Source organism: Bacillus sp. PPSBB_2, from assembly GCF_045291115.1.
Lineage (GTDB): Bacteria > Bacillota > Bacilli > Bacillales > Bacillaceae_G > Bacillus_A > Bacillus_A cereus.
Genome location: NZ_CP147983.1, coordinates 4,375,398 through 4,398,550, shown reverse-complemented (window position 1 = coordinate 4,398,550; position 23,153 = coordinate 4,375,398). Strand labels below are relative to the sequence as shown.

Below are 23,153 nucleotides of genomic sequence, written 5' to 3'. Positions count from 1 at the left end.
GGTTTAGGGGGAGTTATGATGAAGTATCGCTCAGTATTTGATATTATCGGTCCAGTTATGATTGGACCATCAAGTTCACATACAGCAGGCGCAGCAAGAATGGGGCAAGTTGCTCGCCAGCTGTTTCGTCATGAACCAGAAAGAGTAAGCATTTCGTTATATGGATCATTTGCAAAGACGTATCGAGGGCATGGTACGGATGTAGCACTAATCGGTGGAATATTAGGATTTGAAACAGATGACTTACGTATTCCAGAGGCGCTAGAAATAGCAAAAGAGCGCGGAATTGAAGTGGAATTCATTGAAGAAGATGCCAATGCACCTCACCCAAATACAGCGAGAATTCGTTTGTATAAAGGTGAAGATGAAATTGAAGTTGTTGCTTGCTCAATTGGTGGCGGTAAAATTGAAGTTGTAGAATTAAACGGATTCGATCTTCAATTATCAGGCACGAGCCCAGCACTACTTATTGTAAATAACGATCGCTTCGGTGCTATTGCAGCGGTAGCTTCAATCCTTGCGAAACATGAGATTAACATTAGCACAATGAGTGTTTCTCGTAAAGAAAAAGGAAGAAGAGCGCTTATGGTCATTGAAACAGATGAATTATTAGCAGATGAAGTAATTGAAGAAATAAAAGCGCAACAAAATATTTGTCAAGTAACTATTATGGAATAATTGCAGGGGGGACACACCATGTTTCGGAACGCAGCGGAACTAGTGGCGCAAGCTAAAGAACAAAATGTAAAAATCGCAGAAATTATGATTCAATGTGAAATGGAAACAAGAAGTATTTCACGTGAAGAAGTAATTGCTGGTATGGAAAAGAACTTAGTCGTGATGGAGCAAGCAGTAGAACGTGGTATTCGCGGCGTGAAATCACCAACTGGTTTAACTGGTGGAGATGCTGTAAAAGTTCAAGCGTATATGAAGAGCGGAAAAGGCTTATCTGGAGATACGATTTTGGATGCAGTAAGCAAAGCTGTTGCAACAAATGAAGTAAACGCAGCGATGGGAATTATTTGTGCAACACCAACAGCAGGTTCTGCTGGAACAGTGCCAGGTGTACTATTTGCACTAAGAGAAAAATTGCAGCCTACACGTGAAGAAATGATTGAATTCTTATTTACAGCAGGAGCTTTCGGTATGGTTGTTGCGAATAACGCTTGTATTTCTGGTGCAGCGGGAGGATGCCAAGCTGAAGTTGGTTCAGCAAGTGGAATGGCGGCTGCAGCTGCAGTTGAGATGGCTGGTGGAACACAAGATCAAGCAGCTACAGCGATGGCAATTTCATTAAAGAACATGCTTGGTTTAGTGTGTGATCCTGTTGCAGGACTTGTAGAAGTACCTTGTGTAAAACGTAATGCAGCAGGAGCTGCGAATGCGATGATTTCAGCAGATTTAGCATTAGCTGGTGTAACGAGTACAATTCCATGTGATGAAGTAATTGAGGCAATGTTTAGAATCGGACAAACGATGCCAGTAGCACTTCGTGAAACAGCAGAAGGTGGACTTGCAGCAACGCCGACTGGTCGTCGCCTGCAAGAAGAGATTTTTGGGAAGAACAATAACTAAGTGTAATTATAGAAAAAGGAGCTCAAATAAACTTGAGCTCCTTTTTCTATTTTTCTTTTGTTAGTTGTTCTAATGTTTTTCCAAGATTATGTGATCGTTTCGTTGCCTGTGTAATACAAGAAATAAGTGCTTGTTGAAATTTATGTTCTTGTAATACTTCAATACCTGCTTCGGTAGTTCCACCAGGAGAAGTAATTTCCTTTCTCAAAATAGAAGGGTGTTTGTCACTTGCTTTTAGCATTTCAGCAGCACCAATCATCGTTTGAAGAATAAGTGATTTTGCAACATCTTCTTTTAAACCAATTTTTTTTGCAGCTTCTTCCATAGCTTCCACTACGTAATAAATATAAGCAGGTCCACTTCCGGATAATGCAGTGACAGCATGCATATCTTCTTCCTCTACAACAGAGACGAGACCAATCGTTTCAAATAAAGATGTTGCAGTGCGAATATGCTCCGCTGTTGCATGTTTTGAAGGGGAGATAGCGGTAGCTGATTTTAAAATGGCTGCGGAGGTATTTGGCATTGCACGAATAATTGGAACGTCTTTTTGAAGTAGTTTTCTAATTGAGTCAGTAGAAACACCTGCTAGTAATGAAATAATAAGCACGTTATTATTTATGTATTCTTTAAAAGGGGTAAGCGCCTCTGCAACATCCTTTGGTTTCATTGCTAGAAAAAGAATATTTGCATCAGTAAGTAATTCTTTTTTATTATGAGTACCTTTGACACCGTATTTTTTATGTAGCTCTTGTAATCTTGTCTCGTTAGAACGATTACTTACAGTAATTTGTTCACCTTTAACGACATTTGCATGTAACAAGCCACCAATAATAGCTTCGGCAATAGAGCCTGCACCGAGAAAGGAAATGTTTTGAATAGACATGATGTTCCTCCTTTAATTTTGGTTAGAAATTCTTATAAATGTACATACATTCGTTTTTTTATAGGAAACACCTCTTTTTATCTGAAAATAATGACAAATATATATAGAAGTTGTAAACTGAAGAAGTATTCATTTTTGAACCGGAAAGAGACAGGGGGGCTAAGCATGACGGCGATTCACCGAATGGAGATTCCTGTACCATTTGCAGTGGAAACTGTGAATGTGTTTTTAGTTGAGGGGGAGACATTAACATTAATTGATACAGGGACGAATACAGAAGAGGCAAGGAATGCGTTAGAAAGTCAATTAGGTGCATTAGGACATACGATAGAAGATATTGAAACAGTAGTCATTACGCATCATCATGCAGATCATTGTGGACTTTTAAATATATTTTCTGAGAAGACGAATATTATTGGACATCCTTGGAATGAGCCTTGGATTACACAAAATCCAGAATTTTTAAAGCGGTATCATGAATTTTTTAGAGAGACGGCCTTACAGTTTGGTGTGCCAGCAGCATTTTTGAAAGACGAGTCGTTATTGACGACGAGGACACTTAAATATTCTTGTAATAGATCGTTAACGCATACTGTGAGAGAAGGAGATCGTATTGATTCTTTGCCTGGATTTACAGTACTTGAAACACCAGGTCATGCTTCTACTCATATTTCTTTATATAGAGAATCTGATGGAATATTAATTGGTGGAGATGCTCTCATTAGTCATATTTCTTCGAATCCAATACTAGAACCGCCATATGAAGGGCAAACAGAGCGGGCACGCCCATTACTACAATATAATCAAACATTACAGCGTTTAAGCGAAATGAATATTTCACGCATTTTATCAGGGCATGGGGAAGATGTTCTAAATGTGAAACAACTTATTGAAACGAGATTACAAAAGCAAGAAACACGTGCTTTTAAAGTGCTTGAGTTATTAAAGGAAAAACCAATGACAGCATTTGAAGTATGTGTAAAACTATTTCCGGTATTATATAAAGAACAATTACCACTTACTATTTCAGAAACGGTTGGACAATTGGACTATTTAGCATATAATCAACAAGTGATGATTGATGAGTCATCGCAACAATTGATTTATTATGCAAAGTAGGTGACAGCAATGACAGGACGTTTACAAAATAAAGTAATCGTCATTACAGGTGCTTCTAGTGGGATTGGTGAGCAAGTTGCAATGCAAGTTGCAGCACAGGGAGCGACTCCAGTATTAATGGCTCGAACAGAAGAGAAACTACAAGCGTTAGTAGACAAAATTAAAGAAACTTATAATACGCCTTGCTATTATTATGTATTAGATGTAAGTGAAGAGATGGAAGTACAGTCTGTTTTTTCAAAGGTATTACAAGAAGTGGGACGTATTGATATATTAGTAAACAATGCGGGATTTGGTATTTTTAAAACGTTTGAAGATGCGTCAATGGGTGAAGTAAAAGATATGTTCCAAGTAAATGTATTTGGATTAGTAGCATGTACGAAAGCGGTACTACCTTATATGGTAAACAAGAACGAAGGACATATTATTAATATTGCTTCACTTGCCGGAAAAATTGCAACTCCGAAATCAAGTGCGTATGCAGCAACGAAACATGCTGTATTAGGATTTACGAATAGTTTACGCATGGAATTAGCGAATACAGATATTTATGTTACAGCAATTAATCCGGGTCCGATAGATACAAACTTTTTTGAAATAGCGGATCAATCTGGTACATATGTAAAGAATATGGGACGTTACATGTTAAAACCAACATACGTAGCAGAACAAATCGTAAAGTCGATGCACACGAAAAAACGTGAAGTAAACTTACCGAAGTGGATGGGAATTGGTCCAAAACTTTATGCTTTATTCCCAGGTTTATTTGAACGTGTAGCAGGTAAATCATTAAGTAAAAAATAGGAGATTTCCACATGGAAATCTCCTATTTTTTATTGTTTTCCAGTTACATAATCATAAACAATATCCTCAATCTCCTCGTATAAATCAATTTCAATATTTGAATGAGTCACCGTTTGAATATGTTTCACTAGCATTTCCTGATCTTCTTTTGATATTGGACTGCATTGATATTGCTGAAAACTTTTTATAATCATTTTCTCAATTAATTTTTCGTTCATATTTTTCCCCGCCTGTATGTACGTATGTATTGTTTTATTGTACTTGAAGTGAAATAAAAAAACTACTATGCACTATTTTTGTATAAAAATTCGGTTGAGTATATTATTTTTCTAATAAAATTAAGTTTTTTTAGATTTTAAAATTTATAAATATTTAATTGACTCTATAAATATACAATATTATAATCATACTTAATTTAAAGAATCGATTTGAGGAGGAACTTATGAAAGTCGCAATTATTGGAGCCACTGGATATGGGGGCATTGAATTAATTCGTTTATTAGAACAACATCCATATTTTTCGATAGCATCTCTTCATTCTTTTTCGCAAGTTGGTGAGTGTATAACAAATGTATATCCGCATCTTCGAAATGTTCTCGTTCATACGTTACAAGAAATTGATGTGAAGACAATAGGGAAAGAAGCAGAAATCGTATTTCTAGCAACACCAGCAGGAGTATCGGCGGAGTTAACTCCCAAGTTAGTAGCAGAAGGTTTAAAAGTAATTGACCTATCTGGAGACTTTCGTATGATAGATCCTTCGTCATATGAACTGTGGTATAAAAGGCCAGCAGCGAAAGAAGAAATTCTTAGAAAAGCAGTGTATGGGTTAAGTGAATGGAAAAGGACTGAGATTCAAAAGGCAAATTTAATTGCAAACCCAGGATGTTTTGCTACAGCCACATTGCTAGCGATAGCGCCGTTAATACGTAGTAGCATGATTGAAGAAGATTCAATTATTATTGATGCGAAATCAGGGGTATCAGGAGCAGGAAAAACACCAACAACAATGACTCATTTTCCTGAGCTATACGATAACTTACATATCTATAAAGTAAACCAGCATCAGCACGTTCCGGAGATTGAGCAAATGCTTACAGAATGGAATAGTGAATCACAGCCAATTACATTTAGCACACATTTAATACCGATATCACGAGGAATTATGATTACACTGTATGCAAAAGTAAAACAAAAGATGGAAATAAAGCAACTTCAAAAATTGTATGAAGAAACGTATGAACAATCGCCTTTCATCCGAATTTGTACGCAAGGGAAATTTCCAAGTCCAAAAGAAGTGAGAGGCTCAAATTATTGTGATATTGGCATAGCTTACGATGAAAGAACTGAAAGAGTTACGGTCGTTTCTGTTATAGACAATATGATGAAAGGCGCGGCTGGGCAAGCGATTCAAAATGCAAACATAATAGCGGGACTAGAAGAGACAACAGGTTTACAACATATGCCGCTTTATCTATAAGGGGGACATGATGATTAAAGTAGCGTCTATTACAAAATTAGAAAATGGTTCAATTGTAACGCCGAAAGGCTTTTCGGCAATTGGTACTGTAAATGGTCTGAAAAAGGAGAAAAAGGATTTAGGGGCAATCGTTTGTGACGTACCAGCATCATGTGCCGCTGTGTATACAACGAATCAAATACAAGCAGCCCCTTTGCAAGTAACGAAGGATAGTATAACGGCAGAAGGGAAGTTACAAGCAATTATCGTTAATAGTGGAAATGCAAATGCTTGTACTGGAATGCAAGGATTACAAGACGCATACGAGATGCGCGTGTTAGGGGCGGAACATTTTGGGATGAAAGAAAATTACGTTGCAGTAGCTTCAACAGGTGTAATTGGTGTTCCACTGCCGATGGATATAATCCGAAAGGGGGTTGCAACTCTTATACCGACGAAGGAAGAAAGTGAAGCATATTCTTTTTCTGAAGCAATTTTAACGACGGATCTTATCACGAAAGAAACTTGCTATGAAATGATTATTGATGGGAAGAAAGTGGTGATTGCGGGTGTTGCAAAAGGTTCAGGGATGATTCATCCGAATATGGCAACGATGCTTAGTTTTATTACGACAGATGCTCATATAGAGCATAACGTATTGCAAACAGCGTTATCACAAATAACGAATCATACATTTAATCAAATTACGGTGGATGGAGATACTTCTACGAATGATATGGTCATCGTTATGGCAAGTGGATTATCAGAAACAAGGCCGATAAATATGGAACATACAGATTGGGAAACTTTCGTAGGTGCTTTACAGAAGGTATGTGAAGATTTAGCGAAAAAAATTGCGCAAGATGGTGAAGGCGCTACGAAGTTAATAGAAGTAAATGTGCTAGGAGCTCAAACGAATGAAGAGGCAAAAAAAATTGCAAAGCAAATAGTCGGTTCGAGTCTTGTGAAAACAGCAATACATGGTGAAGACCCAAACTGGGGGCGAATTATTAGCAGTATTGGACAAAGTGAAGTAGCTATTAATCCGAACACAATTGACATTACTCTTCAATCTATATCGGTATTAAAAAATAGTGAGCCTCAAATATTTTCTGAAGAAAAAATGAAAGAGAGGTTACAAGAAGATGAAATAGTCATTAATGTGTACTTACACTTAGGTGAAGAGACAGGATCAGCTTGGGGCTGTGACTTAAGCTATGAATATGTGAAAATAAATGCTTGTTATCGTACATAAGGAGAGAGAAGATGAGCGATTATATTGTAGTGAAATGCGGCGGTAGTATGTTGAATCAATTAAATGATGTGTTTTTTGAATGTATAAAGAAATTGCAACAGAAGTATAAAGTAGTGATTGTTCATGGTGGTGGACCAGAAATTGATGCCAAATTAAAAGATTGTAACATCAACGTAGAAAAAAGAGATGGATTACGGATAACACCAAAAGAAGTTATGGATGTTGTTCAAATGGTGCTATGCGGAAGTACGAATAAAAAACTCGTAATGAATTTACAAAAGCATAATTTACTTGCGGTAGGTTGTTCAGGGTGTGACGGCAATTTACTTCAAATTCAACCTGTCAGCGAAGAGATAGGATATGTAGGGGAAGTAAGTTATGTAGAAACAGCTTTATTAAAAGGATTAATAAATATGGAGTATATTCCTGTTATTGCTCCAATCGGGGTAAATGGTAATGAAATTTATAACATAAATGCGGACAATGCTGCGGCTGGGATTGCGGCCGCGTTAGGGGCAAAAGAGCTTGTTTTTATTACGGATGTAGATGGAATATTACATGAAGGGAATTTGGTAAAGGAAACGGATGAATCTGAAATTGCAACTTTTATAGAAACAGGTGTTATTACAGGTGGGATGATTCCGAAAGTACAGGCGGCACTAGCATCATTAAAAATGGGAGTGCAAAAGATAAGTATTGTGAATGGTACAAAAGATTTTACTGAGGTTACGGGAGAGTGTATTGGAACGACGGTAACGAAAGGCGTGAGTATTGCATGACGAGTCATCTTTTTCAAACGTATGGCAGAAGAACTATTGAGTTTGTAAAGGGAACTGGAACGAAAGTTATTGATAATAACGGTAAGGAATATTTAGATTTCACATCAGGAATTGGCGTATGTAATTTAGGACATTGTCACCCTACTGTTCTCAAAGGTGTACAAGAGCAACTTGATGATATATGGCATATATCTAACCTGTTTACAAACAGCTTACAAGAAGAAGTTGCGTCATTATTAACAGAAAATAGAGCATTAGATTATGTGTTTTTCTGTAATAGTGGGGCAGAGGCAAATGAAGCGGCTTTAAAGTTAGCACGTAAGCATACTGGAAAATCTCTCGTCGTAACATGCCAGCAGTCTTTTCACGGTAGAACATTTGGAACGATGAGTGCAACAGGCCAAGATAAGGTAAAAGAAGGATTTGGTCCATTACTTCCATCTTTTTTACACATCCCTTTTAACGATATTAAAGCATTAGAGGAAGTAATGAATGAAGAAGTTGCGGCGGTAATGGTAGAAGTAGTTCAAGGAGAGGGAGGAGTAATACCTGCTGATCTATCTTTTTTGAAAGAGATTGAAACATTATGTAATAAGTTCGGTTCCTTATTTATTATAGACGAAGTACAAACGGGGATAGGAAGAACTGGAACACTATTCGCTTATGAACAAGTGGGAATAGAGCCTGATATCGTTACCGTTGCAAAGGCACTTGGGAATGGGATTCCTGTCGGAGCGATGATTGGCGGGAAAGAGCTCGGAACGTCGTTTACTGCAGGATCACACGGTTCAACTTTTGGCGGGAATTACATCGCGATGGCTGCAGCGAAAGAAGTATTGCAAGTGAGTAAAAAACCATCGTTTTTAAAAGAAGTACAAGAAAAAGGCGAGTACGTATTAGAGAAGTTGCAAGAGGAATTACAGCATGTCGAATGTATTCAAAATATACGTGGTAAAGGGCTTATGATTGGGATTGAGTGTAAGCATGAAGTTGCAAGTTTTATAGAACAACTAGAAAACGAAGGACTTCTCGTATTACAAGCAGGCCCTAATGTTATAAGACTATTACCGCCACTCATTGTCACGAATGAAGAGTTAGAACAGGCAGTATATATAATAAAAAAAGTAGTTTGTACAAAAAACGTATCAATCATATAAGGGGGAAGTTTCATGTCAACTGTACAAGTACCGAAATTAAATACGAAAGATCTTTTAACACTAGAAGAATTAACGAAAGAAGAAATTATTTCTTTAATTGAGTTCGCTATATATTTAAAAAAGAATAAGCAAGAGCCTTTATTACAAGGCAAAATATTAGGGCTTATTTTTGATAAGCATTCAACTCGTACTCGTGTATCTTTTGAAGCGGGAATGGTACAACTCGGGGGACATGGTATGTTTTTAAGTGGAAAAGAGATGCAAATGGGAAGAGGAGAAACTGTTTCAGATACTGCGAAAGTATTATCGCAGTATATTGACGGGATTATGATACGTACATTCTCGCACGCGGATGTAGAAGAGCTTGCAAAAGAATCGAGTATTCCTGTTATTAACGGTTTAACGGATGATCATCATCCTTGTCAAGCATTGGCAGACCTCATGACAATATATGAAGAAACAAATACATTTAAAGGAATAAAATTGGCTTACGTAGGTGACGGAAATAATGTATGTCATTCATTGTTGCTAGCGAGTGCAAAAGTCGGAATGCATATGACTGTTGCAACGCCTGTAGGATATGAACCGAATGAAGAGATTGTAAAAAAAGCGTTAGCGATTGCCAAGGAAACAGGAGCTGAAATTGAAGTTTTGCATGATCCTGAATTAGCGGTGAATGAAGCTGATTTCATTTATACTGACGTTTGGATGAGCATGGGGCAAGAGGGCGAAGAAGAGAAATATTCTTTATTTCAACCTTACCAAATCAATAACGAACTTGTTAAGCATGCGAAGCAAACATATCGTTTCTTACACTGTTTACCTGCCCATCGTGAAGAAGAAGTAACAGGAAAAATTATAGATGGACCGCAGTCTATCGTCTTTGAGCAAGCTGGTAATCGATTGCATGCTCAAAAAGCGTTATTAGTGAGTTTATTTAAAAATGTAGAAGAGCCTTCCTAAAAGGGAGGTTTTTTTATATTAAAATGTCATATGTATATTTAGTTAACCATTTCGATATCATTTATAATAAAAGAGAAAACTAAATTTGTTTTTCAGAGTGTGTAAGGACATACTACATATAAAAATATAGTTAAAGAGATGATGAGGGTGAAAACAACTAAGAAAACATATTCGTTTTTTCAGCGGATGTGGAGAATATTAAAGTTTCAATATTATAAGTTGCTTCGATCGCCAGAAGGCGCAAAGAAAGTATCGTTAGGGTTTGCTATAGGATTCGGCTTAGAAATGTTAGTCATTTATACGGCATCGCTCGTATATGTAATATTTTATCCAGTCGTCAGGTTAGCAAAGGGATCTTTTCCTGCGGCAGTTATTGGCAATATTATTGGGAAAATATCGTTTCTCCCAGTATTTTTATTTCCGCTTGCGTATGCGCTAGGAAAAATGATTTATCCATTTCATGTACAGAAAATTCATCATGAACCATTTACGATATCGGACTTGTTTTCAAGTCACATTTTTACGATATTAAAGAGCTTATTACAAAGTGAAGTGTATGTATTAATTGGAATGACGATTTTAGGAGTTGTGTTTGGTCTCATTTCGTATTTCGTTGTGCATTATTTATACGAAAAGAACCGTAAGTTACGCTTGAAGAAAAGGAAGAAACGAGTGAGAGAACCACTTGTACAATTATAAACAATGTCACATCCATTTTCTCCTTTGAATATGTTTAAGAAAAAGGAGGAGAGGATAATGTATTATTATTACGTACCTCAAGTATATCCATATGTAAATTATTATCCGGTTTATGATACGAGTAGACAATACGAATTATATCGGCAACAACAATTACAGCAATTATCACAAATACCACAATTACCACAACAACAGCCTACACAGGAAAAAAAACCATATTTAACAACATGGCCATATTCCAATGTGTACTATGGTAATTATTACGAATCATAAAGCTGCTTCTATTTAGAAGCAGCTTTATACGTTTGTTTTCAAAATTAAATTTTGAATGGTTTGAAGAGAATGAATGAGCTTTTCGCGCTCTTCCTCAGATAATGTTTGGAAATTTTCTTTTAGTTTGTCTAAAATGAATTGCTGATACTGATTTACTAATAATTTCCCTTCAGCTGTTAGAGAAATTAAAATGACCCGTCGATCTTTTTCGCTATAATGACGCTCTATTAGTTCTTCTTGAATAAGTTTGTTTAATAGAGGTGTCATGTTAGGCCGTGAAATCGCTAGCCGCTTGCCGATTTCGGAAACTGCTAATGTGCCGTTTTCATGCAAAAGCAGTAATACTTGTGTATGTGATGGCGGCATATGTCTTTGAGAAGAAAATTCTCCAGGAAGCATAAATTTGCGATAAAAAAGAGGCACTAGCGAAAGAAGATGATCAACAATACGTTCCCACTCGCGTGATTCCATATAAAGGCCCCCTTCCACTATCATTGTAACAAAAAAGACATGTTATAAAAATAGAATTGTTTCATGGTCGCTTTAATATTTGTAGGATAACACTTGCTTTGTAAATGTATTGGCAATAATTGCATAGCCGTTATCATTTGGGTGTACTTGGTCAAATAATAACTCTTTTTTATCATTCGATATTAATTTGCGAATTGGTAAAACGATAGATGGTTGATTTGCTTTGGAAATGGAATAAACAGATTCATTCCAGCCATCTAAAAACATATCTGCATAACTTGCGATGGAGTCATCGAGTTGTAACGGGTTATAGAGTTCTGAGAGAATGAGTAAAGCATCCGGATTTTGATCTCGAACTGTCTTTACAATACTTTTTATATCCGCTTCAAAATGGGCTTTTTCTTTATTTAACATTTTTATACCATCTATAACACCGACATCACGATTTAAACGAAATAAATTATTTCCTCCAATATTAATTGTAATTATATTTGCTGCTCTAATTTTTTCCTTTACATCTTCTGATTGAACTTTTTTAGCGAGACGATCTGTTGTAAGACCGTTTACCCCAAGGTTTTCTACTGTAATTGGTTTGTGAATTTGTGCTTCTATTTGCTTAGAAGCTAATTCAGCAAACCCACCTTGTGTCGATCCATATCCTTTAGCGAGTGAATCACCTAATACAAGATGATAAAAAGATTCGTTTGTTTGCTTATCAATCCAATTTGGGGCAGATGTTTTTTCTGTTTTTTCTTCAGATTCATTTTGTTTTGTCTCGTCGTTCTTTTCAAAATAAGAATAAGAAATGATCAGAAGGAGGAGACAAACAATTGTTAAGATGACTTTTTTCATAAATTCATCCTCCTTGTAATTGGTAATTGTATCATATTCAGCAGTATTAGCAATGTAAGGGCATATTATATGTTTATGAAAAGTTTATAATAACTTTACAGAAAATTTGTTGAAGTTTGTCAAAAAATATTGACGATAGGAAAGAACTTTATATATGATAATGTCAGATAAGGTGAAACTTTAATGAGTGGGAGCTTTATTTCCTATTAATTGTTAGTCTTCATCAATCGGGCGTTTAAGGGGACTACTCGTTAGCGCAGGGTGAAATGAAAATTTTGTCTCTAATAGAAGAAAAAAGGTATGTGGTTAGAGACAGATAGGGATTCATTTCATTATTTCTGGTAATTGTATAAGGGGGATTTTTTGTGAAAAAGTCAAAAAAAATGCTAGCTGGAGCAACTCTTGCGATTGGTGTAATGGCACCGCAAGTAATGCCAGCAACAGCTCATGCAGATGAGAACACTGGGGAGAGTACAGTTAACTTACGAATTCTAGAAACATCAGATATTCACGTTAACTTAATGAATTACGATTATTATCAAACGAAAACAGATAATAAAGTAGGTCTTGTACAAACGGCAACACTCGTTAATAAAGCACGTGAAGAAATGAAAAACTCTGTCCTATTTGATGATGGGGATGCATTACAAGGGACACCGCTTGGGGATTATGTAGCGAATAAAATAAAAGATCCGAAGAATCGTGTGGATCCTAGTTATACACATCCATTATATCGTGTAATGAATTTAATGAAGTATGACGTCATCTCTCTTGGGAATCATGAATTTAACTACGGTTTAGATTATTTAAAGGAAGTGACTAGTAAAGCAAAAATTCCGGTTATTAACTCGAATGTCTACAGAGATGACCATGATGGTAATGATGAGAATGACGAGCATTACTTTGATAGACCATATCATATTTTAGAGAAAGAAGTAGTGGATGAAGCAGGCCAAAAACAAATAGTGAAAATTGGTGTAATGGGATTTGTTCCACCACAAATTATGAATTGGGATAAAGCGAATTTAGAAGGACAAGTAAAAGCAAAAGATATTGTGCAAACAGCGAAAAAATTAGTTCCGGAAATGAAGGCGCAAGGTGCGGATATTATAGTTGCACTAGCGCATTCAGGTGTTGATAAGAGTGGATACAACGAAGGAATGGAAAATTCATCGTTTTATTTAGCGACAGAAGTTCCTGGCGTAAATGCAGTATTAATGGGACATTCACATACTGAAGTGAAGGATGTATTTAATGGTGTTCCAGTTGTAATGCCGGGTGTTTTTGGTAGTAACTTAGGTATTATTGATATGCAATTGAAAAAGGTAAACGGAAAATGGGAAGTGCAAAAAGATCAGTCTAAGCCGCAACTTCGTCCGATTGCTGATAGTAAAGGTAATCCATTAGTAGCATCTGATCAAAAATTAGTTAATGAAATTAAAGATGAACATGAAAAGACAATCGAATATGTAAATACACATGTAGGTAAAACGAAAGCACCAATTAATAGTTATTTTTCATTAGTACAAGATGATCCTTCCGTACAAATTGTGACAAATGCGCAAAAATGGTATGTAGAACAAGAACTTAAAAAACCAGAATACGAAAAGATTAAAGATATTCCAGTTTTATCTGCAGGAGCACCATTTAAAGCAGGTGGCCGAAACGGTGCGACATATTATACTGATATTCCAGCTGGAACGTTAGCAATTAAAAACGTTGCAGATTTATACGTGTATCCAAATACGTTATATGCTGTAAAAGTAAATGGGGCACAAGTGAAAGAATGGCTTGAAATGTCTGCAGGTCAGTTTAATCAAATTGATCCAAAGAAAACAGAAGAACAGCCGTTAGTAAATATAGGCTATCCTACATATAACTTCGATATTTTAGATGGCTTAAAATACGAAATTGATGTAACACAACCGGCGAAATACGATAAAGATGGAAAAGTTGTAAATGCAAATGCTAATCGTATTGTAAATATGACATATGAAGGTAAGCCAGTAGCTGACAATCAAGAGTTCATCGTCGCTACAAATAACTATCGTGGAAGTAGCCAAACGTTCCCAGGTGTAAGTAAAGGGGAAGTTGTATACCAATCACAAGATGAAACACGTCAAATCATTGTGAAGTATATGCAAAAAATAAAAGATATTGATCCAGCAGCTGATCAAAATTGGACATTTAAACCGATTGTTGCAGATAAATTAAATACAACATTTGATTCTTCACCAAATGCACAAAAGTATATAAAGAAAGATGGAAAGATTTCATATGTTGGACCATCTGAAAATCAATTTGCGAAATATGCAATTGATATAACGAAGAAAAATGATGATAAAGAAACTGGTGAAGGAAATCCAACAACACCGCCAACAGGTGGTGGAGAAAACCAAACGACACCGCCAACAGGTAATGGAGAAAACCCAACACCACCAACAGAAGAAGGTAATAATGGTAATGAACCAAAGCAAGATGGAAACAATACTGGATCTGGACAAACTACAACAGATGATCAAAATACAAAAGAAACAACAACTGTAAGTGAAAATAAAGAAGCTGAAAAAGATGAACGTGATTTACCGAAAACAGGTGCAAGTATTGCTTCTACAATTGGAGCGGGTCTTGCGTTTGTTGGAGCGGGATTACTTATGTTATTTAGAAGAAAGAAAGCGAATAGATAGTCGAGAAATATAAAAAGGATTACCGATTTGGTAATCCTTTTTATTATATTATGAAACTGGTACTGCTTTTTCTTTTTTCCATGAAAGACCGAATCCAGTAAAACCGACGATAATGGTTACGACTGGACAAGCTAAACAGAAGATTGCGTATGGCAGGTAATCGAATGTTGGAACGCTAAGAACGTTTGTTAAGAATACGCCACTTACACCCCATGGTACGAGTGGATTAATTACTGTACCAGCATCTTCTAATACTCGTGATAAATTACGACGTTCTAAACCGACTTCATCGTATTTATTAGCGAATGCTTGTCCTGTTAAAACGATAGATAAGTATTGCTCACCAAGTAAGAAGTTTACACCAATTGCAGTTGAAGCAGTAGAAATAATTAAGCGTGTACTAGTTTTTACGAAGCTAGAGATAATATTCATCAGCTGCGCTATAATACCCATTCCTTGTAATAATCCTCCCATACAAAGAGCTAGGAAAATAAGAGCAATTGACATCATCATACTTTGCAGGCCACCGCGAGATAATAAGCTGTCAATGTCTTTGATACCAGTTTTAGAAACGTAACCGTCTTGCATAATTTTTATTAAATCAGCTAAAGAAGTGCTAGGTTTAAAAATAAAGAGAATAATAATCCCTACCACAATTCCTGCAAGTAATGTTGGAACTGCGGGTACCTTTTTAAATGCGAATAGGAACAGTAATAAAATAGGAATCAGTGTAACGATAGAAATCGTTGCATTTTTTTCTAGTGTGTTAATAAATGCTGAGAAATCAACGTTTCCACCAGATCCGCTTCCTAAAATGAAAAATGCGATAAAAGCAATAATGAAAGCTGGCACTGTTGTCCAAAGCATGTTACGAATATGTTCAAATAAATCTACACCTGTTACAGCAGGCGCTAAGTTTGTTGTATCAGATAAAGGAGACATTTTATCTCCGAAGAATGCACCAGAAATAATTGCACCAGCAATAAGAGCTGGATCGTATCCAAGGGCAGTACCCATTCCCATAAAGGCAAGTCCTACAGTTGCAGCAGTTGTAAATGCACTACCGATACTCGTTCCAACAATTGCACAAACAACAAAAACAGTTGGAACGAAAATTTTTGGAGATACAAGTTGGAAGCCGTATACCATTAAAGTGGGAATAGTTCCAGCTGCGATCCAAACGCTAATTAATACGCCTACAAGTAAGAAAATAAATATAGATGGAATGCCAGCTGAAATACTACTAATCATCCCTTTCTCCATAGTAGACCAAGAGATTTTCTTCAAGAATCCAAATGCTAATAAAAGAACGATACCAAATAAAATTGGGATGTGTGGTGAAACTTCTAATTGAATAACACTAAAACCAATACAGAAAAAGATAAAAATTGTTAAAAGAACAGACTCAATTTTTGAAACCATTGTTTTCCCCTCCTAAGTAATGTGAAATAGCTCTTTTTTATATAAAATTCGCCAATATTGTATATTTCCTTCTAAAATTTAGAATTTTGTGACAAATTACCGGTAATTGTTAGTCCTTCTATATGATACGGAAATGATTGGATAAAAAAACGTCCCTGCATATAATTATGCAGGGACGAAGAAATCGCGGTACCACCCTAGCTTGTGAAATGAATGTATCACAAAATAAAGGGTCATATGATATGCGCTTATAAAATAAAAACGCCCCTGCAATATATGCAGGGACGAAAAATTCGCGGTACCACCCTAAATTGTGAAACAGTTTCGTTTCACCACTCTTTAGACATAACGGTCTATAACCGTCTTTCACTACTCCTTACGTTTCGTAAAAGAAGCTCCAGGGGGTAATTCATAATTCGCTCTGTACTGGTTCGCACCGACCACCAGCTCTCTGAAATCAGAAATCGAAATACTACTAAATCCTATCAACGCCGATTCATATGATGTTAGTTAAATTTTTATCATATATTCATCATACATGTCAATAAAAATATGTGATATTTTTTTAGGGAAATAAAGGAGATAGGTTTTAACACTAAAAAATGTGCGTTATAATGAATTTGAAAGGGGAGGAAAGAGTGAAGAAAAAAATAATTCTTTTTACCACCTTACTAGTCATTGGCGGAAGTGCTGGCATTTACACAGCTTTTGCAGCTGAATCAGAGCAAGCGAAGAAAAAGCAAGTACAGCAGTCAGAAGTGAAGAAAGCGAAAGAAGCGGAAGAGAAGAAGTCGATGGAGAAAGCAGCTACGAAACTAGGGGTTTCTAGTGATGGAAAAACAAAAGAAGAAATTACGAAAGAAGTAAATAAGGCTAGATTTGAGCAGCGTCATGATTTATTAATTGAGCATGCGAAGCAGCTTGGAATTAATACAGAGGGAAAAAAAGATGAAGAAATTATTTTAGAAATTGGAAAGATACAGCATGGAAAGTAGAACAACTTATCGTATGATAAGTTGTTCTTTTTTAAGAACTATTTGATTTTAAAATAATTGACAGTCATTCAGATTTAATGTTAACTTTGTTTATAAACAAGTTAACATTAGGGGTGACAATTGTGACAATAAATAGTAAAACGATTGAAAAATCATCTTATACATATGAAGAATTAGCAGAGAAAAATAAAGCTTACGTATGGCACCCATTTACACAAATGAAAGATTATTTAGAAGAAGATCCTGTCATTATTGAACGTGGAGAGGGAAGAAAGCTATACGATGTAAATGGTAATGAATATTGGGATGGTGTTTCATCTATATGGTTAAATGTTCACGGACATCAAGTACCGGAATTAGATGAAGCAATTCGTGAGCAATTAAATAAAATTGCTCATTCTACTATGCTAGGACTTGCTAACGTTCCATCTATTTTATTAGCAGAAAAAATTATTGAGGTTGTACCAGATGGATTGAAGAAGGTATTCTATTCTGATTCAGGTTCTACCGCTGTTGAAATTGCAATTAAGATGGCTTTCCAATATTGGCAGCATAAAGGGAAACCAAAGAAACAAAGATTCGTTACATTAAAAGAAGCATATCACGGTGATACAATTGGAGCTGTTTCAGTAGGAGCAATAGACTTGTTTCACCAAGTGTATAGTTCGCTCTTATTTGATGCGATTAAAATGCCGTATCCATATACATATCGTTCTCCTTACGGAAATAATAAGGAGGAAATTGTAAAAAGCCATTTAGAAGAAATGGAAGAATTGTTGAAAGAAAAGCATGAAGAAGTAGCTGCCATCATTGTAGAGCCATTAATGCAAGGTGCTGGCGGGATGATTACAATGCCAAAAGGATATTTAAAAGGACTGCGCGATTTATGTACTAAGTACAATGTATTATTTATTACAGATGAGGTAGCAACTGGATTTGGGCGTACAGGGAAAATGTTTGCTTGTGAACATGAAAATGTGACGCCAGACATTTTAACTGCTGGGAAAGGTTTAACAGGTGGATATTTACCAATTGCAGTTACGGTAACGACAGATGAAATATATAATGCCTTCTTAGGAGAATATGAAGAACAAAAAACATTTTTCCATGGACATAGCTACACAGGCAATCCGTTAGGGTGTGCCGTAGCAATCGCGAATCTAGAACTATATGAAAAAACAAATTTAATAGAAGAAGTGGCACGTAAAACGGATTATGTGGCAGCGCAATTAGAAAAGCTCTTTGCTTATAAACATGTAGGTGATATTCGTCAGTGCGGATTAATGGTTGGTATTGAGCTTGTGAAGAATAAGGAAACGAAAGAAGCGTTTGACTGGACAGAGAGAGTCGGTGTTCAAGTATGTAAACGCTCAAGAGAGCTGGGTATGATTTTACGACCGCTCGGTAATACGATTGTATTTATGCCACCTCTTGCTTCTACAATTGAGGAGATTGATGATATGTTACGTATTTTGTATAAAGCAATCTCGGATGTTACGGAGGGAGAATAATGAGCGGTTTTTTTATAACAGCAACAGATACTGAAGTGGGGAAAACTGTCGTTGCCGGTGCATTAGCCGGTGTATTTAGAGAATTGGGATATAACATCGGAGTATATAAACCGTTGCAAAGTGGGCATGTTGCATCAAACCCTGAGGGAGATGCGGCAAGGTTAAAAGCATTATCAGGTGTGCCGACACAAGAAAATGAAATTTGCCCTTATTCTATTGAAGAACCACTTGCTCCGAGACTTGCCATGAAAAGAGCTGGAAGAGTAGTAAAGTTAAAAGAAATTACTGATTACTATAATGAACTATTAAAAGAGTTTAATAGCTTATTTGTAGAAGGGGCAGGTGGGCTTGCTGTCCCATATACAGAAGATGCTTTAGTAATTGATTTTGCAAAAGAATTACAGTTGCCTCTTATTGTAGTAGCTCGTCCTATATTAGGAACAGTAAATCATACAGTGTTAACGATTGCTTACGCAAAGGCGCATGGCTTAACCGTAGCGGGTGTCATTTTATCAGGTTGCAAAGAATGTGAAATGGAAAGAGTGCAAGAAAATAAAGAGATGATTGAAGAGCTGAGCGGGGTACCAGTTTTAGGATTATTACCATTCTTTGAAGGTGAGTTTACGAAAGAAGAAGTATTAGAATCTGCAAAAGAACATATTATGATTTCAAAATTAGAGGAGTTTATCCAAAATGAATCAAACGTGGCGGGCGCACCTTCAATGTAAATTACAACAATTACATGAGCAAGGGCAGTATCGTGATTTGCATGTAACAGAGAAGGCAGAAGAGACTTGGCTTATTCGAGATAAAAAAAGGATGTTAAATTTAGCGTCAAATAATTATTTAGGGTTAGCTGGAGATGAAAGGTTAAAAGAAGCTGCTATTGCCTGTACAAAAAGATATGGAACTGGAGCGACTGCCTCTCGTCTCGTTGTAGGAAATCATCCATTATATGAAGAGGTTGAGAGAAGCATATGTGACTGGAAAGGTACTGAAAGAGCTTTAATTGTAAATAGTGGGTATACGGCAAATATAGGTGCCATATCTTCTTTGGCCTCTCGGCACGATATTGTTTTTAGTGATAAGTTAAATCACGCAAGTATTGTTGATGGAATCCTATTAAGCGGGGCAGAGCATAAAAGGTATCGTCATAATGATTTGGATCATTTAGAGAAGCTGTTGAAAATGGCTTCGCCTGAAAAAAGGAAATTAATCGTAACAGATACCGTTTTTAGTATGGATGGTGATACTGCGTATTTAAGAACCTGTCTAGAATCTTTTTAATAAAATTGCCACACCGGCCAATAAGCAACTTTGTCTACTGTTTTCAAGTGTTCGTTCACAGTTTTTCCACAGTCTGCGGTAATTTTCCAACCAAGCAAAAGTTCGCTCTACGATCCAGCGTTTGGGTAACACAACAAACTTGTGAAGTTCCGAGCGTTTGATAATTTCAACTGAACAATGAATCGTTTCTTTTATCGATTGTGCAAATGATGGGCCCGTATATCCACCATCACAAAGTATATTTGTCACTTTGTCCAATGATTTTTTATGCTTTTCACACATTTGGATAGCACCTTCTCGATCTGTTATATTCGCAGTTGTTACTTCAATCGCATGAATGAGACCATTGGTGTCTACAGCGATATGTCGTTTGATTCCTGATACTTTCTTTCCCGCATCGTAGCCTTTTTCACTCGCTATCCATGTGTTTTTTACACTTTGTGCATCTACGATGCAGAAGCTTGTCTGTTTTTTTCGCCCCTCTTGTTCACGATAGGTTTCGATCAATTTTTTTATGCACTTTTTCAAGAAGACTTATGCCATTCTCGTCTACTTTCCGCCAAATCTGGTAGTAGGAATAGACTGTTTTCCAGTTTGGAAAGTCCCTTGGCAGATTACGCCATTGACAACCTGTCGTAAGCAAATATAGTACACCGCAGAATACCTCGTACAAATCAACTGTGCGTGGGCGCGTCGTTTTCCGTGCATTTTCTAAATCTTCACGAATCAGTTCAAACTGTTTACGAGTAATATTACTGGTATAATCATGTATCATTAGGAAACATCCTTTTTTGTATAGATTATATCATAGATTTCAGACAGGTTCTAAGAGATTTAGTACAGCTGAAAGAGAAATACGGGGCAATCATTATAGTCGATGAAGCACATGCGAGTGGAATATATGGAATCGGCGGAGCTGGGTTATCTCATATAGAAAAAAATCTTGCTCAAAAAATTGATATACATATGGGGACGTTTAGCAAGGCTTTAGGGTGTTATGGTGCGTATTTGACAGGTGATGAAATTTATATAGAGTATTTACAAAATATGATGAGAAGCTTTATTTTTACTACAGCTTTACCACCAAGTACGTTAGGAGCAGTGCAAAAAGCAATTGAAATTGTAAAAGAAGATAACGAAAGAAGAGAGAACCTTATAGCAAACGGAGAATACTTCAGAACTAAATTAAGGGATGTTGGTTTTGATATTGGGAATAGTTCAACTCATATTGTACCGATTGTAGTCGGTTCAAATGAACATGCTTTACGATTTAGTAAAAGGTTGCAAGAGGTAGGGATTGCGGCCATTGCAATTCGTCCGCCAACTGTGCCGGTTCATAGTTCTCGAATTCGCTTTGCAGTTACATCGCAACATACAATAGCTGATTTAAAATGGGCTATTGACCGAATTATTCACATTGCGAAAGAAGAGGAGATTTTCGTATGAACGAGCTAAAGATTATTTTTATCCCCGGATGGGGAATGGAAGAGAATATTTGGGATTTAGTACTTCCGTATTTTAAAGGATATCCTGTTCAATGCGTAGATTGGCGTAATGTGAAAGAACGAAGTGAATTTGCGGAACGAATTATAGATGTAGCGCATAACGCCAACGTAATTTTAGTTGGATGGTCACTAGGAGCGTTAGCAGCAGTTGAAGCTTATAAAAAGATTCAGGCAAAAGGCATCGTATTAATTGGTGGGACTGCTAAATTTACAAATACGAGCGACTATAGTAATGGATGGAATGCTTTGCATGTAGAACGGCTGAAAAGGAATTTGGCGAGAAGGAAAGAAGATACGCTCAAGCGGTTTTATGAAAATATGTTTACGAAAGATGAGCTAAAAGGGAATAAAAACTTTGAAGACATTGTAGACCGTTTTAAAGGTGATTCTATTCAGTCTTTACAACTAGGTTTGGATTATTTAATAGAAACAGATATGAGAGAAGAACTAAAAGAAATTAAAGTACCTATACTACTTATTCACGGAGAACAGGATGTAATATGCCCATTGTCTGCGGCACGTAGTATGACGGAGAATAGCAGCAGCGAGCTGAAAGTAGTAAGTGAAGCAGGGCATGCATTATGTGTAACGAATTTTGAATATTGTGCAAATGAGATAATTCAATTTGTAGAGGGGATACGACATGATCAACAAAACGTTACTACAAAAACGGTTTAATGGGGCAGCCGTATCTTACGATCGATATGCAAATGTACAAAAAAAGATGGCACATTCATTACTTTCAATCTTAAAGGAACGATATAGTGAAACGGCATCAATACGTATTTTAGAACTGGGATGCGGGACGGGGTATGTAACAGAACAATTATCAAAGTTATTTCCGAAAGCACATATTACAGCAGTTGATTTTGCTGAAAGTATGATTGCGATTGCGCAAACTAGACAAAATGTAAAAAATGTAACGTTTCACTGTGAAGATATTGAGCAATTACGATTAGAAGAATCATATGATGTCATTATTTCAAATGCTACATTTCAATGGTTAAATAATTTTCAACAAGTGTTAAGAAATTTATTTCAACATTTGTCTATAGATGGGATATTACTCTTTTCAACGTTTGGACATGAAACATTTCAAGAATTGCATGCTTCGTTCCAACGTGCGAAAGAAGAAAGAAATATAAAAAATGAAATATCGATTGGTCAACGTTTTTATTCAAAAGATCAGTTCCTTCATATATGTAAGATAGAAACAGGGGATGTGCATGTTTCTGAAACATGTTACATAGAGAGTTTTACAGAAGTTAAGGAGTTTCTGCATTCTATTCGAAAAGTAGGAGCAACTAATAGCAATGAAGGATCATATTGTCAAAGTCCCTCACTCTTTCGTGCGATGCTACGCATATACGAAAGAGACTTCACGGGAAATGAAGGGATAATGGCAACGTATCATGCTTTATTTATACATATAACAAAAGAGGGGAAGAGATGAA

The 23,153-nt window shown here is 36.4% G+C and carries 23 protein-coding genes, 2 pseudogenes and 1 other annotated feature; of the genes and pseudogenes, 19 read left to right on the top strand and 6 right to left on the bottom strand.

The annotated features are described in order from the left end of the window. Nucleotides 1–18: 18 nt before the first annotated feature. Both sdaAB and sdaAA read left to right on the top strand, forming a co-directional pair. The gene (gene sdaAB / locus V6946_RS22070) at nucleotides 19–678 is read left to right on the top strand and encodes an L-serine ammonia-lyase, iron-sulfur-dependent subunit beta (RefSeq protein WP_000877450.1); all 660 of its coding nucleotides are present in this window, start codon (nucleotides 19–21) and stop codon (nucleotides 676–678) included. Nucleotides 679–696: 18 nt separating this feature from the next. Beyond that, a complete protein-coding gene (gene sdaAA, locus V6946_RS22065) occupies nucleotides 697–1,575 on the top strand; it encodes an L-serine ammonia-lyase, iron-sulfur-dependent, subunit alpha (protein WP_000489461.1) in 879 nt (292 codons plus the stop codon). 46 nt (nucleotides 1,576–1,621) lie between these two features. Here sdaAA and proI read toward each other — a convergent pair whose 3' ends face one another. After that, nucleotides 1,622–2,461: a pyrroline-5-carboxylate reductase ProI gene (proI, locus tag V6946_RS22060; RefSeq protein WP_000027249.1), complete on the bottom strand. Its 840-nt coding sequence runs from the start codon at nucleotides 2,459–2,461 to the stop codon at nucleotides 1,622–1,624. Nucleotides 2,462–2,626: 165 nt separating this feature from the next. Here proI and V6946_RS22055 point away from each other — a divergent pair, with 165 nt between their 5' ends. Continuing rightward, the gene (locus V6946_RS22055; protein ID WP_000125119.1) at nucleotides 2,627–3,580 is read left to right on the top strand and encodes an MBL fold metallo-hydrolase; all 954 of its coding nucleotides are present in this window, start codon (nucleotides 2,627–2,629) and stop codon (nucleotides 3,578–3,580) included. A 9-nt stretch (nucleotides 3,581–3,589) separates the two neighbouring features. Beyond that, entirely contained in the window at nucleotides 3,590–4,384 is a 795-nt protein-coding gene (locus V6946_RS22050; RefSeq protein ID WP_000147794.1) for an SDR family oxidoreductase, read from the top strand. Nucleotides 4,385–4,413: 29 nt separating this feature from the next. Here the strand turns inward: V6946_RS22050 and V6946_RS22045 are convergent, their stop codons facing one another. After that, entirely contained in the window at nucleotides 4,414–4,602 is a 189-nt protein-coding gene (locus tag V6946_RS22045) for a YqzH family protein (RefSeq protein ID WP_001003222.1), read from the bottom strand. Nucleotides 4,603–4,826: 224 nt separating this feature from the next. On the opposite strand from V6946_RS22045, the gene argC reads away from it, so the two are divergent. The 7 genes from argC to V6946_RS22010 all read left to right on the top strand — a co-directional run bounded on the left by argC (nucleotide 4,827) and on the right by V6946_RS22010 (nucleotide 10,969). Next, nucleotides 4,827–5,864, top strand: a complete 1,038-nt coding sequence (gene argC / locus V6946_RS22040) for an N-acetyl-gamma-glutamyl-phosphate reductase (protein ID WP_000861258.1) — start codon at nucleotides 4,827–4,829, stop codon at nucleotides 5,862–5,864. A 10-nt stretch (nucleotides 5,865–5,874) separates the two neighbouring features. Further along, on the top strand, nucleotides 5,875–7,098 hold the full coding sequence (argJ, locus tag V6946_RS22035) for a bifunctional glutamate N-acetyltransferase/amino-acid acetyltransferase ArgJ (protein ID WP_006921488.1): 1,224 nt from the start codon (nucleotides 5,875–5,877) through the stop codon (nucleotides 7,096–7,098). Nucleotides 7,099–7,109: 11 nt separating this feature from the next. Beyond that, nucleotides 7,110–7,877: an acetylglutamate kinase gene (argB, locus tag V6946_RS22030; protein WP_001286797.1), complete on the top strand. Its 768-nt coding sequence runs from the start codon at nucleotides 7,110–7,112 to the stop codon at nucleotides 7,875–7,877. Then, nucleotides 7,874–9,034 (top strand): acetylornithine transaminase, encoded by a 1,161-nt coding sequence (locus tag V6946_RS22025; RefSeq protein WP_000200552.1) that lies wholly within the window; start codon nucleotides 7,874–7,876, stop codon nucleotides 9,032–9,034. The genes argB and V6946_RS22025 overlap by 4 nt, the downstream gene beginning before the upstream one ends. Nucleotides 9,035–9,046: 12 nt before the next feature. Next, on the top strand, nucleotides 9,047–9,997 hold the full coding sequence (argF, locus tag V6946_RS22020) for an ornithine carbamoyltransferase (protein ID WP_000108862.1): 951 nt from the start codon (nucleotides 9,047–9,049) through the stop codon (nucleotides 9,995–9,997). A 138-nt stretch (nucleotides 9,998–10,135) separates the two neighbouring features. After that, the gene (locus tag V6946_RS22015) at nucleotides 10,136–10,696 is read left to right on the top strand and encodes a DUF2062 domain-containing protein (protein WP_033692310.1); all 561 of its coding nucleotides are present in this window, start codon (nucleotides 10,136–10,138) and stop codon (nucleotides 10,694–10,696) included. A 57-nt stretch (nucleotides 10,697–10,753) separates the two neighbouring features. After that, a complete protein-coding gene (locus V6946_RS22010) occupies nucleotides 10,754–10,969 on the top strand; it encodes a hypothetical protein (RefSeq protein WP_000291956.1) in 216 nt (71 codons plus the stop codon). Nucleotides 10,970–10,993: 24 nt separating this feature from the next. Here V6946_RS22010 and V6946_RS22005 read toward each other — a convergent pair whose 3' ends face one another. Continuing rightward, complete coding sequence (locus tag V6946_RS22005) at nucleotides 10,994–11,440, bottom strand: MarR family winged helix-turn-helix transcriptional regulator (RefSeq protein ID WP_000445819.1); 447 nt, start codon at nucleotides 11,438–11,440, stop codon at nucleotides 10,994–10,996. Nucleotides 11,441–11,512: 72 nt separating this feature from the next. After that, nucleotides 11,513–12,292 carry a GDSL-type esterase/lipase family protein gene (locus V6946_RS22000; protein WP_000755850.1) on the bottom strand — a complete coding sequence of 260 codons (780 nt, stop codon included), beginning with the start codon at nucleotides 12,290–12,292 and terminating at the stop codon, nucleotides 11,513–11,515. Between the two features lie 365 nt (nucleotides 12,293–12,657). On the opposite strand from V6946_RS22000, the gene cpdB reads away from it, so the two are divergent. Beyond that, nucleotides 12,658–14,979 (top strand): bifunctional 2',3'-cyclic-nucleotide 2'-phosphodiesterase/3'-nucleotidase, encoded by a 2,322-nt coding sequence (cpdB, locus tag V6946_RS21995; protein WP_366982142.1) that lies wholly within the window; start codon nucleotides 12,658–12,660, stop codon nucleotides 14,977–14,979. 48 nt (nucleotides 14,980–15,027) lie between these two features. Here the strand turns inward: cpdB and nhaC are convergent, their stop codons facing one another. Further along, nucleotides 15,028–16,401, bottom strand: a complete 1,374-nt coding sequence (gene nhaC, locus V6946_RS21990) for a Na+/H+ antiporter NhaC (protein ID WP_000253730.1) — start codon at nucleotides 16,399–16,401, stop codon at nucleotides 15,028–15,030. A 277-nt stretch (nucleotides 16,402–16,678) separates the two neighbouring features. Beyond that, nucleotides 16,679–16,899 (bottom strand) — a binding site (T-box leader). Between the two features lie 140 nt (nucleotides 16,900–17,039). Between nhaC and V6946_RS21985 the strand changes: the two genes are divergently transcribed. The 4 genes and pseudogenes from V6946_RS21985 to V6946_RS21970 form a co-directional block, all read left to right on the top strand. After that, nucleotides 17,040–17,396, top strand: coding sequence for a hypothetical protein (locus tag V6946_RS21985; RefSeq protein ID WP_016123313.1), 357 nt, complete (start codon nucleotides 17,040–17,042; stop codon nucleotides 17,394–17,396). Nucleotides 17,397–17,473: 77 nt separating this feature from the next. Beyond that, a complete protein-coding gene (gene bioA / locus V6946_RS21980) occupies nucleotides 17,474–18,907 on the top strand; it encodes an adenosylmethionine--8-amino-7-oxononanoate transaminase (protein ID WP_050566503.1) in 1,434 nt (477 codons plus the stop codon). Next, the gene (gene bioD / locus V6946_RS21975) at nucleotides 18,907–19,635 is read left to right on the top strand and encodes a dethiobiotin synthase (protein ID WP_006921472.1); all 729 of its coding nucleotides are present in this window, start codon (nucleotides 18,907–18,909) and stop codon (nucleotides 19,633–19,635) included. Before bioA ends, bioD begins: the two co-directional genes overlap by 1 nt. Next, nucleotides 19,601–20,185, top strand: a pseudogene (locus V6946_RS21970) (aminotransferase class I/II-fold pyridoxal phosphate-dependent enzyme); the annotation flags it as partial. The gene bioD and the pseudogene V6946_RS21970, both read left to right, overlap by 35 nt. Here the strand turns inward: V6946_RS21970 and V6946_RS21965 are convergent. Then, a protein-coding gene (locus V6946_RS21965; protein WP_372584424.1) for an IS5 family transposase occupies nucleotides 20,180–20,969 on the bottom strand; the annotation gives its coding sequence in 2 pieces (ribosomal slippage) (nucleotides 20,180–20,710 and nucleotides 20,712–20,969; 789 coding nt in all). The pseudogene V6946_RS21970 and the gene V6946_RS21965 sit on opposite strands and share 6 nt — an antisense overlap. Before the next feature lie 50 nt (nucleotides 20,970–21,019). Here V6946_RS21965 and V6946_RS21960 point away from each other — a divergent pair. The 3 genes and pseudogenes from V6946_RS21960 to bioC all read left to right on the top strand — a co-directional run. Continuing rightward, nucleotides 21,020–21,640: pseudogene (locus V6946_RS21960) on the top strand (aminotransferase class I/II-fold pyridoxal phosphate-dependent enzyme); the annotation flags it as partial. Continuing rightward, nucleotides 21,637–22,377 (top strand): alpha/beta fold hydrolase, encoded by a 741-nt coding sequence (locus tag V6946_RS21955; RefSeq protein ID WP_006921469.1) that lies wholly within the window; start codon nucleotides 21,637–21,639, stop codon nucleotides 22,375–22,377. The pseudogene V6946_RS21960 and the gene V6946_RS21955, both read left to right, overlap by 4 nt. Next, nucleotides 22,343–23,152, top strand: a complete 810-nt coding sequence (bioC, locus tag V6946_RS21950) for a malonyl-ACP O-methyltransferase BioC (RefSeq protein WP_006921468.1) — start codon at nucleotides 22,343–22,345, stop codon at nucleotides 23,150–23,152. The genes V6946_RS21955 and bioC overlap by 35 nt, the downstream gene beginning before the upstream one ends. Nucleotide 23,153: the final 1 nt, after the last annotated feature.

What these genes read in the sequence shown, in the direction of transcription:
- bioA (WP_050566503.1), top strand. Translation starts at nt 17,474, where the DNA reads ATGTTAACTTTGTTTATAAACAAGTTAACATTAGGGGTGACAATTGTG.
- argB (WP_001286797.1), top strand. Translation starts at nt 7,110, where the DNA reads ATGAGCGATTATATTGTAGTGAAATGCGGCGGTAGTATGTTGAATCAA.
- V6946_RS22045 (WP_001003222.1), bottom strand. Translation starts at nt 4,602, where the DNA reads ATGAACGAAAAATTAATTGAGAAAATGATTATAAAAAGTTTTCAGCAA.
- V6946_RS22010 (WP_000291956.1), top strand. Translation starts at nt 10,754, where the DNA reads ATGTATTATTATTACGTACCTCAAGTATATCCATATGTAAATTATTAT.
- V6946_RS22015 (WP_033692310.1), top strand. Translation starts at nt 10,136, where the DNA reads ATGATGAGGGTGAAAACAACTAAGAAAACATATTCGTTTTTTCAGCGG.
- sdaAA (WP_000489461.1), top strand. Translation starts at nt 697, where the DNA reads ATGTTTCGGAACGCAGCGGAACTAGTGGCGCAAGCTAAAGAACAAAAT.
- sdaAB (WP_000877450.1), top strand. Translation starts at nt 19, where the DNA reads ATGAAGTATCGCTCAGTATTTGATATTATCGGTCCAGTTATGATTGGA.
- V6946_RS22000 (WP_000755850.1), bottom strand. Translation starts at nt 12,292, where the DNA reads ATGAAAAAAGTCATCTTAACAATTGTTTGTCTCCTCCTTCTGATCATT.
- argF (WP_000108862.1), top strand. Translation starts at nt 9,047, where the DNA reads ATGTCAACTGTACAAGTACCGAAATTAAATACGAAAGATCTTTTAACA.
- proI (WP_000027249.1), bottom strand. Translation starts at nt 2,461, where the DNA reads ATGTCTATTCAAAACATTTCCTTTCTCGGTGCAGGCTCTATTGCCGAA.
- argC (WP_000861258.1), top strand. Translation starts at nt 4,827, where the DNA reads ATGAAAGTCGCAATTATTGGAGCCACTGGATATGGGGGCATTGAATTA.
- V6946_RS22050 (WP_000147794.1), top strand. Translation starts at nt 3,590, where the DNA reads ATGACAGGACGTTTACAAAATAAAGTAATCGTCATTACAGGTGCTTCT.
- bioD (WP_006921472.1), top strand. Translation starts at nt 18,907, where the DNA reads ATGAGCGGTTTTTTTATAACAGCAACAGATACTGAAGTGGGGAAAACT.
- V6946_RS22055 (WP_000125119.1), top strand. Translation starts at nt 2,627, where the DNA reads ATGACGGCGATTCACCGAATGGAGATTCCTGTACCATTTGCAGTGGAA.
- argJ (WP_006921488.1), top strand. Translation starts at nt 5,875, where the DNA reads ATGATTAAAGTAGCGTCTATTACAAAATTAGAAAATGGTTCAATTGTA.
- nhaC (WP_000253730.1), bottom strand. Translation starts at nt 16,401, where the DNA reads ATGGTTTCAAAAATTGAGTCTGTTCTTTTAACAATTTTTATCTTTTTC.
- V6946_RS22025 (WP_000200552.1), top strand. Translation starts at nt 7,874, where the DNA reads ATGACGAGTCATCTTTTTCAAACGTATGGCAGAAGAACTATTGAGTTT.
- V6946_RS22005 (WP_000445819.1), bottom strand. Translation starts at nt 11,440, where the DNA reads ATGGAATCACGCGAGTGGGAACGTATTGTTGATCATCTTCTTTCGCTA.
- bioC (WP_006921468.1), top strand. Translation starts at nt 22,343, where the DNA reads ATGATCAACAAAACGTTACTACAAAAACGGTTTAATGGGGCAGCCGTA.
- V6946_RS21955 (WP_006921469.1), top strand. Translation starts at nt 21,637, where the DNA reads ATGAACGAGCTAAAGATTATTTTTATCCCCGGATGGGGAATGGAAGAG.